This is a genomic window from Thalassotalea ganghwensis (assembly GCF_053485795.1).
The window spans coordinates 1-14,695 of record NZ_JBQRUM010000001.1; the positions used below are offsets into that span (position 1 = coordinate 1).

Here is a 14,695-nt window from a genome sequence, read left to right on the forward strand (position 1 = left end):
TGCCGTCAGTATTGGTTTAATGGTCATGGCTAACTCTTTGGGCAGTATTTGCAGTCGGTTTTTCTCCATGGTTTGCATGACAAGAAGTTGATTTCTTCTAGCAACTAAATCGCTCATCAATTGCATGATTTCTGGCTTTAACTGAGAGAGTCTGGGCTTTATCACATCGGCGTAGTGCGCAATAAGCTGAGCATCACACTTATCGGTTTTTACTCGTTCACCAGCCTTTTTAGGAATGAGTGATGGAGCTACGATATAACAACAATGATTTAAGCTGGTGAGCAACCGATAAATCCAATAGCCGCAAGGACCAGCTTCATAAATGAAATGCAATGTTGCTTTTGGGTATGTTGATTGAAGTTGCCTTGCAAGCTTTACCAAAGCTGATTTAGTGGTGTTAATACGCCCGTAGTTCATAGGCTTTTCACCTCGATTACTTTTTAAAACGGCAATTTGTGTCAATGATTTATGGGTATCTAAGCCAATGAAAATTATGCTATCGTTATTCATACTGCCTACCATATTTAGTTAATTACCTATCGCAATTCGTAACGGAAAAACTCATTATGGCTCTGGCTTTGCTAACCCACGAACTTGGAGGCTAGCACTCGTGGGGAGTCATTATGTCTAGGTAATACGGAGGCACAAATTATCTAATGAATAGAAAGTTCTCAGTTTATCTAGACTTTATAAGGTTTTCGGCCGCTTTAGCTGTCTTTGTTTCGCATGTACCAGGGTTTGCTGGTGGATGGCTGTGGCAATTAGCTGGGTTTGGTCATGAAGCTGTAGTGGTCTTTTTTGTTTTGTCAGGTTTTGTTATTTCTTATGTCGTTTTTGAAAAACAAGAAAGTGGTATCAAATACACTGTTAGTAGGCTTGCTCGAATTTATTCAGTTGCTATCCCAGCGTTATTGTTAACACTTTCGCTATACTATCTAGGACAAGAAGTTAATCAAGCGGCATTTGTCTCGTTAAATGAGCGACTAAACGATCCAATATTGACACTTATTTCGGCTTTTACATTTACAAATCAAAGTTGGCTCGCGAGTCCTGTTTTTTCCAACTTACCTTATTGGTCCCTTGGGTATGAGGTTCTTTTTTATTTATTCTTTGGGGTGCTGGTATATGTGCGAGGTAATAAACGCTTAATGTTGTTAGGTCTTGTATGTTTACTCATGGGACCTAGCATTTTACTTTATTTACCTATTTGGCTTGCAGGTGTTTTCTGTTTTAAGAAATTAAAGGTCTATTATCTTTCATTTAGTGTTGCTTTACTTTTGTATAGCATTTCTATTGTGGGTATCGCCTTACTTTCTATTAATTCTATACAGTCTGAAATTAACACGTTTATGCTTAAGGTTATAGGAAGTGATTTTTATAGTATTCTTTTAGAGCCAGCCGAAAAATTTGCTTCTGATTATGTTTTAGCGCTATTTGTCACTTTACATATATTTAGTAGCTATCATTTAATTAATAATTCTAATTTTTTCTCTATTGGTAAAAAGCTTGAATTATTGGTTAAAGAAATGTCTTCACATACATTTTCCTTATATTTATATCATATGCCAATGCTGTACTTTATCTCTGCTATCTTTCCTTACGACACATTACCTCTGTTAAATCTAGCTTTTTGTTGGTTCATTGTTCCTTTACTAATCTTTCTCTTGAGTCATGTTACTGAGAAAAAGAAGCGTGGATATGTAATGTTTTTTACTATTATTCTCAAAAAGTTGTTACCTAACATGGCTGTCAATAATCGAAAAGTTCAATAGCCACAAGGACATGCTTCAAAGACGAAATAAAACGTCGCTTTTTTTGAGGGAATATTGAGTGAGCTTGGTTAATGCTGCTTTGGTTACTTTTATATTCAATTTTGAACTGGTTTTGGATTACGTTGGTCTTCTACTTGAGCGGTTTAATCAAATACCTGATAGGTATCTAAGCCAACAAAAATTATGTTATGTTTATTCATGTTGGCTTCCGTTATTAGTTATTTTAGCCACTAATTTATGGTTCTGGCTTTGCTAACCCACGAACTTGGAGGCTAGCACCTCGTAGGGCGTTATTATGTCTACATGTGGAAATTTACCAATTATTGAGGAGTATTTATGGGGTCTTGGAGCAATAAACCATTTGGGAATGATAGTGCGTTGGATTGGTTTTGTGATCTTGAGAAATCTAATAATCCCATTGAGTTTACTTCAAGTACTCTCAGTAAAACTCTTAAAAAGAACGAGAGTGATAGCACGAAAGAAGAAGAAGCGATTGCAGCCATCGCTATTGTAACATCAGCTTCTAAAGAACCAATTGTGGGATGTAATGCTGAAGTTAAATCATGGATAAGCGTAACTGGGTTTTCGCCTACTTCTAAACTTAAAATATTAAGTTTAGAAGTATTAGAGCTTGTATTAAATGGCTCAGAATTACGGGAGCTATGGGAAGAGTCTGATGGGGTAACCGGTTGGGAAAACCAGTTATTGAAGCTAAAAGAAGAACTTTTGAAAGATATCGAATCTAGTGGTCCAAATCGCAAAGTTAAGAAAAAAGTTATGCCACGAAATCTGGGCAATTTAGTAGATTACTACCTTGAAACTAACGATCAAAAAGCGAAATTAAAGATAATTGAAAAGTTAACAGCGATTAAAGATCCAAACTCTCAAGATAAACAAAGTGATTATGATTTACCAATCAATATTGCCGCTAAATTAGGAATAAATGAAGTTATAGAACATTTAATTGGAAATGGCGCTGACCCTAATTTGTACTCTAGGTATGGCCATAAATCGTTACACTTGGCTGCTACCTATGATCATACCTCTACCGTAGATTTGTTACTTAAAAGTGGGGCGGATTTATTAGTTGATTATCCAGAGTATGATGAACATGGTAGCATTGTGTCCCATCAATCCAAATGCGTTGCGATGCTTTCGGTGGCTCGACGGGGAAGCGCTCAAACAATAGAGTTATTGGAAGGCTACGGTGCAAGTATCAAGGAACGGGACTTAAATGGCGAGAGTCTTATCTTTAGAACAGCTGAAAGTGGAAATACGAAGTTATTGAAATACTTAATAAACAGGGGGCTAGATGTAAATCTAGTTAAATCGAGAACGCTTACGTTTCAAGGTGAAACAGCGCTTCATTATGCTGTTCGAGCAAATAAATTGGGATCGGTGAAGGTACTTGTAGAATCGGGGGCTGATATTAACTCAATCTCCTATAATCTCCATGAGAATAACCCTTGGTTTGAAACGCCTCTAGATTTTTGTGATAGTGAAAAGGCTCCAGAGTTGTACCGATACTTGATAAGTAAGGGAGCAAAGCACGCGAGCGAACTGCCAAAACCTAAGTAAACCGCTCTCGGGTTAACTAAAGAAATTGGTACTCCTGTTTACTTTAATGCTTTCCAATGTCCTTGGCAGCGAGGTACGAATGAAATACCAACAGTTTAATCCGTCAATATTTGCCACGAAAGACAGATTTGTCGCCTTATTAACAGAAAAATTAAATACTATCGCCACTTCATTAACTGAAAGACCAAGGAAAACATTGAAATTTAAAAAAACAGCTCACCTTTTTGAAAAAGGTGTTGCGCTTATTCACTGATCTTCAAAGCGGGAACTTAAGTTAAGTGGTCAATATTGGTTGACCACAACATCGAGAGCCTTTAAAAGAGCCTAACAAACGCATGTTGTTGAACTAGTTTTCCGTTATGCTACATACTAGGCGCAAATTTGGGAAGTCCAGTCCTGCAATGGAAACAGAATAAATGTGAGGGTGAATCACTTTATCTGCTTGATCCTAATGGTCATAAGTTGGAGATACATGTGGGCAACTTAAACGATAGGCTTGAATCTTTAAAAATAAATCCCTACGATGGCTTGCAGTTATATTAAACGTTGTCAGTGAACACAACGTCAAGCAACAACAAGATGGAGTAAAAATTATGGATGAAGTCATCAACAAAATAGAAAAACATAGTCAGCAAAATCAATACACTAATGCAAGTATTTTGACGACAATCTTAGGTACAGTTTTAGTTATTCAAGAGCCATCGTATAGTCTGGATGTTATTGTGCTTAGCTGTGCAATAGGTCTTGGTACTATCGGTTTTATAAAAAGCTTAAAGTAATCAAAAACCAACGAGGGCGGCGCAAGTGAGAAATACTTGCTCTGTCCTTATTCCCATTGTATAACCCCTCCCTTTATTAATTTTTACAAGGAAGCAATGTTGTTCAAACTATACTATTATCCTAATAACGCGAGTTTAGCGCCACACTTTTTGTTGCATCATTTGAATGCAGACTACGAGCTATTGTTAGTTGATAAAAAATCCAATTCACAGAAATCAGCGGATTATCTCAGACTAAACCCAGCAGGGCGGATCCCTACTTTAGTGATTGGGGAGCAGCCAATATTCGAAAGCTCTGCAATCTGCATACACATTTGTGAATTGCACCCAGAATCAGATTTAATGCCATCGATAGGCGATCCTGCGCGGCCATTATTTTTTCAATGGTTAGCTTTTTTGAATAACACACTGCAAGCCGAGCTGATGGTGCGTTATTATCCACATCGCCATACTAATGATGAGGCTACCATTCCAAATGTTGTTGGCGCACAAGATGAAAGAATTGCCGATGCGTTATCAATTATTAATGACCAGTTAATGCACAATGATTATTTACTTGGTGACACACTCACCGCATGCGACTACTTCCTATTTATGCTGGCGGAATGGTCACTGCCGATAGCAAGATCGCCATTAACTTTTGAACACCTAGCCGCTTATTTGAAGCGTCTTTGCGCAAACCCAACCATAAAGGCAGTTTGTGAAATTGAAGGTATCGATCTGCAACCCTTTCAATCATAGGTTAAATAAGTAGCTTGAAAGCTTAAATATTCAGTATTAATTCACAAGGACAGTATCATGAAAAAAATGATCATATCTTTAATATTCATTTTAGCGGGCTGTGCGTCAACGCAAAAAGTGCCGGAAAATTTAGATAAGTTTAGTACCAATACTAAAGCAGGCTTTGTTAGCTACCAAAATGCCGCTAAAACACATAAGGCTTTTGCTGTCGCCAAATTTAAGCAGCGTGATTTTTTTGGTTTTGGCTACGCTTATCCAACCATTGAACAAGCGGAAAAAAGAGCGTTAGCTGAGTGTCATGAACGAGCTCATCAATTTAGAGATGAAATAAAATGTTTCATTTATCACAGTGAATAGTGTGTTGAATACGTTGTATATTAATATGGTGTAATGCCTGAAGATTTAGGTGTTATTCAAATTACATAACGATCGGGTAAATGGCGCTTTGTTTTAGGCAAGGTAAGTCGTTACCCAAGTCAGTATACTTTCACACGGAAAGGAAAAGAAATGCCACGCATAGTAATAATTGCTATAAGTTGTTTTATCTGCTTTTCAGCTTTTGCTAATCAAAAGCTTCATTCAATCGGACTAAATTATAGTTACTCAGATATCGATAATGGCTCAGATGAAAAAACATCTGACCTAAATGATTTAGTAACAACTCATTATATATACTCTTATCAATATCAGGTGGCTGAGAGCTTTTCATTTGGTTTAGGTTATTTAAAAGGTGACAGCAGTAAGGCTAGTGGTGTGCTTATCGATATCTTTACTGACTCTAAAATTGATTACAGCGCCATATTGCTTTCAGTGTTAGTAGACTACCCATTATCAAAAAGAAATTTCGTGTATTTTAAGGTTGATGCGCTCCAATATGATTTTGATGTCGTTGACGATAATGAAGTGGTTTATAGCGAAGATGACCATGATTTCGGCTTTTCAATTGGTTGGGGTTATCAATTTGATAATGGGCTTGAGATTAATGCTGGCTATGAAGTTTTGAACTTAGGTCCGCATTTAGACATTAAAGGACTTAAAGCAGGTATCAGTTATCATTTTTAACAATGTAGATAGTGTAATCAGGTTGTTTTTTTCAATATTTGACAACCGCGACGGAAAAACACCTAATTTCGATGAACTAAAAGGGATGTTTATCGATGGCGCTAATATTGTCAAGCGACACGAACAACATCTAGAAGTAATGTCAGTTGATGCATTTATATTACCCAGAAAACGATTATTAACTGATGGCTCACTGATTGAATTTTATGAGTGGGAAATAGAACATCAAACCATCACTTCTATGGGGCTTGCCACACGTATATCGACATATGGTAAAAGTGGCTTACTAAATGGGCAACCCTATACTGGGCAAGGAGAAAAGCATATTCAATTAATTTTAACGTCTCAGGGTTGGAAAATAGCTTCGATTATTTGGCAAGATTATTCCTAACAAAATAGATGATAGGATTGTTTATCGTTAAACCTTTTCAAAGTGTTTATTCCAAGAGCAAATGTGCTAGATGGTTTAAAGTATTAGGTTATCGGCGTAAACATGAATAAGGCAACTTAAGTAAGGAGTATTATTATGATAGAAAGTGACAATAATGAGCTGATCGAGTCCTATGTGAGTTATTACAATGCTTTCAATGTTAAAGGAATGCTAACACTACTTACTGAGAACATTGTTTTTGAAAATGAATCAAATGGTGAGGTCAATGCGCGCACAGAAGGTAAGCTAGAATTTGAGCAGCTTGCAACAGACTCTGCCAAATTATTTAGCTCTCGTCAGCAAACCATCACTGATATTTCAACGGATGAGAGGTCTGCGATGGTTAGCATTGATTACACTGCTATGATAGCGAAAGATCTCGATAATGGCCTCAAAGCAGGCCAAGTAATTGAGTTAAAGGGCAAAACCTATTTTGAGTTTCTTGAAGGCAAAATTAGCTATATCAAAGATATCAGTTAACTTTGCTATTTAAAGGGTAAACATAACAATAAGTTAATAAGAGTATATAAAATGAAAATGAATTATTTTGTCTTTGGCACCAATGACAAAGAAAAGGCGGTCGCCTTCTATGATCAATTATTTGATGGCTGTGGTTTAAATAAAATTCACGGTGAAGGACGCATGACCTTGTGGGGAAATGCCGATTTTATGTTTGCTATAGCACAGCCGTTTGATGAAAACCCTGCGACTAATGGTAATGGCACTATGGTTGGTATTCATGTGGACTCAATTGAAGAAGTCGATCGCTTGCATAATAAAGCGTTAGAATTAGGCGGCGTCAGTGAGGGCGAGCCGAGAATACGCTCTAATATGCATTCCGCCTATGTAAGAGATTTAGATAGCAATAAAATATGTTTCTATACCACTAATAGTTAAGTGGTATAGATATTGTTGCAACATTTGATGATGATATTCTGGTAACTTTGGCTGTACAAATCTATACCACGTATAAAAAGCCAACTGGTGCCAGCTTGATGGTGCAATACCTGCTTTTATAGAAGGGCGAAAATAGCAGTTTAACGCTTCGATTTGAGTAAGAAATAACATATAGGTGCGTGTTTAATTATCATCATTAAAGATCATTGTTTGGTTGATGTTAGATTAAACCTCGAATAAATCTAACATCAACCATGATAAAGGTTTAGATATGAATCAATGGAAAGAGTTAACGACATTTCAAAAAGCATTAGTGGGCTTATTTATCTTTGCCGCGGCGCTTGCTGGCCCTGAAATGTTGTTTTTACTTGATATGGGAGGAATTGAGTTAGCGTTTGGTGCTTTGGTTGTTTATTTTAATCCTCTCATTTTGAGGTGTCAGCAACTCTATAGGCGCGCGCGTTTAGAGCTTCAGATATTAAAAAGTAGTGTGCTTAGCAGTTCACTGTTAAAACCAAGAGTTTTTACAACACATGCTGCTTTTTGTGTTATCGCGCTGACATTGACAAGCTCCTATATTTTTGCGGTGAGCTTCTTTTTGCCTGCCATTTTGGTTAATGGAATGTTTGTTTAGTTATTTATAATCTGTTGAATATTGATTAGTTACTAAAGGTTAGTTACTAAATGCCACGGTTAAATCGCTCAGTTTTACATTGACGATGATTTTAGTACGCTATTATCAAATTACATTACTTCACGTTACTATTTGTTTTGTTGTCTCAACCAAAAGGTTTTTTTTTGTATAAATTAACCCTCTTCGTTTTTATTATTTTATCTTTTAATGTTAATGCCAATAGTCAGGCAGTTGATAAAGCACTTACGTCTGCCTTAGAAGGTATTCGCGTCGAACACAATATTCCATCGATGGCGGTTGCTATCATTAGTGCGGGTGAGATCACCTATACAAAAGGTTTTGGATTTTTAGATAAAGCTCAAGCAAGACCAACAACGAAGGACGCTGTGTTTCGCGTCGCCTCCATATCTAAGCTGTTTACGGCGCAAGCGGTGATGCAGTTAGTGGAGGACAACAAGTTAGCGCTTAATGATAACATTGGCCAATATCTACCAGCCTTTAAAGATAGTGATGTCACAATATTGCAGTTGTTAACACATTCTTCCGGTATAAGTGACCAAATTAGGCCTTTAAATTATATAGATGGCCGGTCGGTAGGGGCTTACTTATTAAACGTTGCTGAGTCGTTAAATACCAATTCAATAAATACTACGCCAAGAAATACCAAGCCAAACAAGCAATTTGAGTATAGCGATACTAACTTTAATATCTTAGGGGCAGTGATCAGCGCAATTTCTGGTCAAGCTTTTGAGGCCTATATTCATGAGCATATTTTAATGCCTAGCCGGATGAGCAAAAGCCGTTATTTTGAAGGAAAAAATACCAGCCTTAGTGATGCGCAACCTACGCACAAAGGAAGGCTTATCAACTCGGCAGAGCAGCGGCCCTATGATTTATCATTTAATCCGAGCGAAGGGTTAGTGTCTTCGGTGGTTGATTTGAGTCAGTGGCTTAAATTGACACTGGCTAAAGATGCCACGCTTTTGAATGAAAAATCGTATAGCGCGATGCTAGCTCCTCAATTAAAGACCTCATGGGGAGAAATCCACATGGCGCTGGGCTGGCAAGTGTATCAAAGTGACCTTGGTAACGTTATTCGCCATCCCGGCAGTATCAGGGGGTATAAGTCACTGATTTTGGCATATCCAGAAGGTCAAAATGCGATGGTTTTACTGAGTAATGCCAGTAATACCCCTCGATGGGAAATTGCAAAATTGATAACGCAAACAATGCTCGAGCACGAACAATGGTAAGTCATAGTGGTCAGCAGCACGATAGACGATGCTTTTAAGTTGAAGTGATAAGTGCGTCTCAAACTATGTGGTGGTTAATCATTTTAGATGGTCTGTATGCTTTATTATCCATCTCCTTATTATTCATCGATTTAGTGGTCGAAAATCGATAGAATACCACAGTCACTTAAATATAAAAATTTTAATTATAACAATCTATTACATAAATTATATCGCTCTCGTTTATACAATGTTTACGTTATCGATACCATCTTGAAGGATAGTTTTCTGGTGTTACTAAAAAAATATTTCACTTTTGTTATTTCGCTTCTCATTTTTATCATTACAACAACCCCTTTAGCAAAAGCCAAGACCAATCAGTCGCTGAAAGAACAGATAAACACTGCGCTTGTTGAAGAGAAGCTCGTTGGTATCTCATGGGCGACTGTATCTAATGGTGTGGTTGAAGTCGGAAGTGCAGGCAGCGCTAACCTGGCGTTAAATCAAGCAATGACAGCTGATCATAAAGTGCATGTTGGCTCTGTTGCTAAATCAGTACTAGCGTTGGGTGTGTTAAGGCTGATAACGGAGAATAAACTCAGTTTAGATACCAACGTAGAGCAATTATTGCCTGAATTAGCGTTTAAAAATCCTTGGTCGGAAGGCGATCCGATTACGGTTAGGCATTTACTCGAGCACAGTGCAGGGCTTGATAATATCAGAATGTGGCAGTTGCTAAACACTCGCGTAACACCAACAACACCATTAAAAGAAGCTTTTGCCGCTCGCGATAGTGAGTTACTTAAGGTGAGAACGAAACCGGGTACTCAGTATTCTTATTCTAATATGGGATACGCTATTTTAGGGATGGTAATCGAGAAAGTCACCAATCAGGCTTATGAGCAATATTTAGATAATCATCTGCTCAAGCCATTGTCGATGAGCGATAGCACCTTTGTCTTTCTTAGCCAAGAAGGTGAAAATGCTGACGCATCACTTGCGATGGGATACTTTGAAGGGGGAGTAGCACAACCTGCGGTTGCAACCTATTTAAGGCCAGCAGGACAATTTACCACCACTGCCGCTGACATGGCAAAATTTATCAATTTGATTAATGGGCAAGGCGTATTAAATGAACGTGTTTTCATAAAAAGAGAATTAATTGAGGCGCTTGCAGTGCCTCATGCTACCGATGCTGTTAATGCTGGGCTTGAAATAGGCCATGGTTTGGCGTTTGTTACTCGTGATCGACATCATGTTATCGGAATGTGTCATCCTGGCAGCACTTTTGGCTACTATGCCTATACCTGCATTTATCCAGAGCAACAAAAAGGTTACTTCTTTTCGATAAACACCGATAGTGAAAGTGCTAATACAGAACGCTTTAATCAGATATTTATTCAGCATTTAGCATTAGAGCCTAGCGCAAAAGTTAGTGCGAGCACAGCCAATGAAGATTTATCGACGCTAGAGGGGATGTTCTTTTTATCACCGAATAATGTCGCCGAATTTGAATTTGTTGACCGCGTCTTTCAGTATCGTTTTATTAGCGTTGAAGAAAATCAATTAATTATTAAGTCACTAGAGGGAAAAGATAAAATACTCGAACCAATAGGTCATAATCGTTTTCGAGAGCAAAACCGTCATCAGGTATCACACGTTTTCTTTCAAAATGCAGACGGTGAGTTAATGCTTACCACTGGCTTAAAAACCTATAAAAAAGGTGCGTTTGTGCCTGTTCTTTTATATTGGCTAAGTATCGCAAGTGGTTTGTTCGGCTTTGCTTACGTGTTATTCGTTGGCATGATTCGACTAATAAAGAGAGATATTGAGCGTTTTAACCGAGTAGGTTTAACATTTATTAATTTAATACTGTTTATAGTGCCAATCGTGTTGTTTATTAATCAGTCATTTTTACGTTTTGGTGATGTTACGGCGGCGAGTTTATCCTTGGCCGTTTTATCGGGAGGCTTACTTTTATCGATCATTGCCTCTTTGTATGTCTGTGTGAAAAAGTCATCTATTAGTAAAACGGTTTTCAAGATGGATGTGATTGCTTTGCTATTATCATTACAGTTTTGCATTGTTTTGTTGTTATGGCAGCAAATTCCAGTGGTATTTTGGCGTTGATTTTAGCTTTGTGAATATGATTTATCTTGTGATTAACGAGGGAGTGACAGACGAGCATGTAGGTATGTTAACATACATAAATGATTGATATGGTAGCGTTCAGAGCATGTTATGTTATCGTATTAATCTATTCGGAACATTTTTTACAATTTACAAGGAGAGTTCATGAAACATCTAGTGTTTGCTTTTTTGGTGGTTATTTTGACCTTGGTTAACCATCCTCTAAAAGCGCAAGTAATGGCACAAGCTATTGGTAACGATAGCTTTGGTAGTGATACCAAAACCTCTTATGTCAGTATCGATGTTAACGGGTTACATAACAATTATACCATTGGCGCAGAATTAACCTTTCCTAAAACTTATACCAGTAAAGCCGCCGTGGTTATTGCTCATGGTAGCAATGGGTTAGATTCACGTGGCGAGTATCATAAAAAAGCATTGAATGCGGCCGGTTTTGCGACCTTAGAGATTGACCTGTGGTCTGCTCGTGGCGCTTTGGATGGAAGTTTTCAACGTCCAGCCGCAGTGCATGAAACTTTACCAGATGCCTTTGCTGCGTTGAAATTTTTAGCTGACTTACCACAGGTTGATGCTGATAAGATTGGCATTTTGGGATTTTCTTGGGGCGGCGTGATCACTATGCTAACAAGAGAGCAAAACCTGGCCTCGCAATTATCACCTAACTATCGGTTTGCTGCGCATGTCGCTTTTTATCCGGTGTGCTGGGTATATACTGCGATACCACCTTATGCCGTGAATAGTTCGACCGGCAAGCCAATACAGATATTAACTGGCGAATTAGATGATTATGACACCCCCGAAAGTTGTCATAATTGGGTCGCAAGCTTATCTGAGCAAGAGCAGAGTTTGGCGCAAGTGCATGTCTTTAAAAATGCTTATCATGCTTTTAATACTTTTGAAGAAGACATCGTTGTTCAAGACCCATATAGTCACCTGGGGCAAGGTGGAGAGGTTACGATGAAAGCTAATGTAAGAGCGCGTAAAAAATCCAACCAGATGATGGTTCGCTTTTTTAATCAACAGCTAAAGTGAATACTTAACAAAAGTGGTTCATTAATAAGAAAAAATAGTCGTGATAATTGATGAATATTTCTTGCCAGAGTTACACGCTGAGCAGATACTTGCGCTAAACTTGTTTAGTGCAAGGTGCAGTGATAATTAATTGATTTAAGCCAGCAACTTAGCTGAAATCTTTAGTTGTTTTGTAAATTTACCGTTAAGTCTAGAGCGTGTTGATCTTTGCGGTACAAATTTTGTTCGAATTAAACGTGATTTAATCGAGGCGTGGCGAATACAGTATAGTTATTCTATACAAATGAGTTACAACAAAGCGTAAATCACGTTTAAACGAATCCGAAGGACAGCGCCCATTTGAAATTTTTACTTCGTTATTGCCTATTTATGGGGAATAACCACATTACATAGACTCTGTCTTGTATAAACTTCAAATGAACTGCTGCAAAAATGTACATCAAAGATCAACACGCTCTAGGAAAGGCCTTGAGCAGAGAAAATTGTAATGACCACATCAACCCATGAGTTTATCGACTTACTAAAAGAAATCATCCGACACCCAAGTGTGGTTGGTGCTGAACATTCTTTTTTTCGCGTTTTACAACGTGAATTAGAAGAGCGCGGCGCTACGGTGACATGGTATGAGGGGCTACTTGTTGCACAAGGCAAAAATCCATTTAGTACGATGTTTTCCGCCCATATCGATCGCCATGGCTTAATTTGCACTGGACCCAATGAATTTCAGTATGCGGCTTTTATTTCAGCTAACCGTACCGATTTACTTAATAACTCTGTCTCTGAAGAGTTAATGACAAAAATTACGGAGCGCTTTAAATCAACCCCAGTATATGCTTATGAACCGTGGTCTGGCGCTTATCGTGGCCAAGGGATGATAAAAAGCTCCTATGTGTGTGAATATCGCAATAACTTGATTTTTGAAATTGATGGCCTAGAAAGCGCCGTTGCCGGTACGCCTGTCGCTTTTAAAGATAAATTAAGAATTGCTGATGATCGTTTAATTGGTCAGCTTGATAATGTCTTATCTGCCGCTGCGTTAGTACATTTATTTAGCTTAGGCTTTGAAGGAACGGTATTTTTTACCGCTCAGGAAGAAGCTGGGAAAAGCTGGCGTTACTTATTGGAGTGGTTCCGTCGTTTTGGCGGCTCAACTAACCGTTTATTTGTGGTAGATACCAGCCCGTTCCCAGATGTGGCCTCAGCCAATGAACAGCTACTCGTGTTGAGAAAAAAAGACGCCAATGCCCAGTTTAATCCTCAGGCCACTCGACTGGTTGAGCAAATATGCCAGCAGCAAAATGTTAGTTTTATTTATAAAGATGAATATGTTGAAAAAGTTAACCAAGAACTGATCACAAAAGGAATAGCTCCCCATTCTATTGGCAGTACAGAGCTTGGGCGGATTATTGCTAGCTCAAACGGCTTAGTTGACGGAACAACAATCCAAGTACCCACCACGGGTTATCATACCATGGAGGAGTCGGGTTCTTTGGCTTCAGTGGAGGCGTTTTTAAATATACTCACCAGGCTTTCTTTGCAAGCATAACAGGCACCCTAATAAGTTGACGCTAACTAAACAGTAAAGAAATTTGGTTTTTAATCAAACTTTTTGATAAAAACTACGTCTATATAAGCAGTTGTTGTTAATAGGGAGGTCAAATGAAGAAAATTTTAACCGTTCAAACCGTGACGATTGTCGCGCTTTTGGGAGCGATAACTTTTTTGGGGTATATGAATTACCAAATGAGTGTACAAAGCTCGAAGCTTGCCTCAGAGGTTGCAACATTAACTGCAAAGCTTGAGCAAATAGATTCTTCGGCAACACAGATTAAACAGCGTATGGCCAAATTAGAACAAAAGCTTGAACCGAAATTTCAAGACTTGCTCGCAATGAACTAATGCGCTTGTAAAAAGATTGATTAGAAAGGGCTCTCCTAAGGTATGGAGGAGCTTTTCTTAACGTTAAACCTCAAGGAAGAGTGGAATGGAACAATATTTGTTGATCGTGGCCTTATTAATCATGTTAATAAGTTCGCCAGCTTATCTTTGCTATGTTGACACTAAAGCTAAAAACCAATCAAGTTTTTGGCAAGTTTACTTTTCTGATACACAGCCACGAGTAATACTTACGTTTTTAACTTTTCCATTTATCGGTTTATTTAGCTGCACCGATTTATTTATCTGTGCGTTAAAGCAAAAATTACCTAATTGGTCGACTATTTTTTCTAGTGTATTAACCTTATCCTGGGGAGTGCTATTAATGCTAGCTGTTGTCAGTTAAGTTTTATATTTGCTTACGTTTTTGTTGATGACAGCACGGTTTAAGGTAGTGTAGGTTAACCTCCTGACCTTTTTAGGTTAAATAAGGTTAAGTATTACTTTTTCTG

17 protein-coding genes and 2 pseudogenes are annotated in these 14,695 nt (G+C 38.1%); 18 read left to right on the forward strand and 1 reads right to left on the reverse strand.

Annotated elements, in window-relative coordinates; all coding sequences use genetic code 11:
• On the reverse strand, nt 1–510 hold a 510-nt coding region (locus tag ACSLUH_RS00005), incomplete at its 3' end, for an IS110 family transposase (protein WP_448563281.1).
• A gap of 146 nt (nt 511–656) precedes the next feature.
• On the opposite strand from ACSLUH_RS00005, the gene ACSLUH_RS00010 reads away from it, so the two are divergent.
• The 18 genes and pseudogenes from ACSLUH_RS00010 to ACSLUH_RS00095 all read left to right on the forward strand — a co-directional run bounded on the left by ACSLUH_RS00010 (nt 657) and on the right by ACSLUH_RS00095 (nt 14,589).
• Nucleotides 657–1,772 (forward strand): acyltransferase family protein, encoded by a 1,116-nt coding sequence (locus ACSLUH_RS00010; RefSeq protein ID WP_448563283.1) that lies wholly within the window; start codon nt 657–659, stop codon nt 1,770–1,772.
• A gap of 336 nt (nt 1,773–2,108) precedes the next feature.
• Nucleotides 2,109–3,350 carry an ankyrin repeat domain-containing protein gene (locus ACSLUH_RS00015; RefSeq protein ID WP_448563285.1) on the forward strand — a complete coding sequence of 414 codons (1,242 nt, stop codon included), beginning with the start codon at nt 2,109–2,111 and terminating at the stop codon, nt 3,348–3,350.
• 15 nt (nt 3,351–3,365) lie between these two features.
• A pseudogene (locus ACSLUH_RS00020) lies at nt 3,366–3,603 on the forward strand (transposase); the annotation flags it as partial.
• 140 nt (nt 3,604–3,743) lie between these two features.
• Nucleotides 3,744–3,893 (forward strand): annotated as a pseudogene (locus ACSLUH_RS00025) (glutathione transferase); the annotation flags it as partial.
• Nucleotides 3,894–3,943: 50 nt separating this feature from the next.
• Nucleotides 3,944–4,129, forward strand: a complete 186-nt coding sequence (locus tag ACSLUH_RS00030; protein WP_448563287.1) for a hypothetical protein — start codon at nt 3,944–3,946, stop codon at nt 4,127–4,129.
• A gap of 96 nt (nt 4,130–4,225) precedes the next feature.
• On the forward strand, nt 4,226–4,870 hold the full coding sequence (locus tag ACSLUH_RS00035; RefSeq protein WP_448563289.1) for a glutathione S-transferase family protein: 645 nt from the start codon (nt 4,226–4,228) through the stop codon (nt 4,868–4,870).
• Between the two features lie 57 nt (nt 4,871–4,927).
• Nucleotides 4,928–5,227, forward strand: a complete 300-nt coding sequence (locus ACSLUH_RS00040) for a hypothetical protein (RefSeq protein WP_448563291.1) — start codon at nt 4,928–4,930, stop codon at nt 5,225–5,227.
• 150 nt (nt 5,228–5,377) lie between these two features.
• Nucleotides 5,378–5,932, forward strand: a complete 555-nt coding sequence (locus ACSLUH_RS00045; protein WP_448563293.1) for a porin family protein — start codon at nt 5,378–5,380, stop codon at nt 5,930–5,932.
• Between the two features lie 22 nt (nt 5,933–5,954).
• On the forward strand, nt 5,955–6,323 hold the full coding sequence (locus ACSLUH_RS00050) for a hypothetical protein (RefSeq protein WP_448563295.1): 369 nt from the start codon (nt 5,955–5,957) through the stop codon (nt 6,321–6,323).
• A 135-nt stretch (nt 6,324–6,458) separates the two neighbouring features.
• Nucleotides 6,459–6,842: a nuclear transport factor 2 family protein gene (locus ACSLUH_RS00055; RefSeq protein WP_448563297.1), complete on the forward strand. Its 384-nt coding sequence runs from the start codon at nt 6,459–6,461 to the stop codon at nt 6,840–6,842.
• Nucleotides 6,843–6,893: 51 nt separating this feature from the next.
• A complete protein-coding gene (locus tag ACSLUH_RS00060; RefSeq protein ID WP_448563299.1) occupies nt 6,894–7,259 on the forward strand; it encodes a VOC family protein in 366 nt (121 codons plus the stop codon).
• 271 nt (nt 7,260–7,530) lie between these two features.
• A complete protein-coding gene (locus ACSLUH_RS00065; RefSeq protein ID WP_448563301.1) occupies nt 7,531–7,893 on the forward strand; it encodes a hypothetical protein in 363 nt (120 codons plus the stop codon).
• 164 nt (nt 7,894–8,057) lie between these two features.
• Complete coding sequence (locus tag ACSLUH_RS00070; protein WP_448563303.1) at nt 8,058–9,146, forward strand: serine hydrolase domain-containing protein; 1,089 nt, start codon at nt 8,058–8,060, stop codon at nt 9,144–9,146.
• A 270-nt stretch (nt 9,147–9,416) separates the two neighbouring features.
• Nucleotides 9,417–11,255, forward strand: a complete 1,839-nt coding sequence (locus ACSLUH_RS00075; RefSeq protein WP_448563305.1) for a serine hydrolase domain-containing protein — start codon at nt 9,417–9,419, stop codon at nt 11,253–11,255.
• 165 nt (nt 11,256–11,420) lie between these two features.
• Complete coding sequence (locus ACSLUH_RS00080) at nt 11,421–12,308, forward strand: dienelactone hydrolase family protein (protein ID WP_448563307.1); 888 nt, start codon at nt 11,421–11,423, stop codon at nt 12,306–12,308.
• A 487-nt stretch (nt 12,309–12,795) separates the two neighbouring features.
• Nucleotides 12,796–13,854, forward strand: a complete 1,059-nt coding sequence (locus ACSLUH_RS00085) for a zinc-binding metallopeptidase family protein (RefSeq protein WP_448563309.1) — start codon at nt 12,796–12,798, stop codon at nt 13,852–13,854.
• Between the two features lie 113 nt (nt 13,855–13,967).
• Complete coding sequence (locus ACSLUH_RS00090) at nt 13,968–14,207, forward strand: hypothetical protein (protein WP_448563311.1); 240 nt, start codon at nt 13,968–13,970, stop codon at nt 14,205–14,207.
• 85 nt (nt 14,208–14,292) lie between these two features.
• Nucleotides 14,293–14,589: a hypothetical protein gene (locus ACSLUH_RS00095; protein ID WP_448563313.1), complete on the forward strand. Its 297-nt coding sequence runs from the start codon at nt 14,293–14,295 to the stop codon at nt 14,587–14,589.
• Nucleotides 14,590–14,695 lie beyond the last annotated feature (106 nt).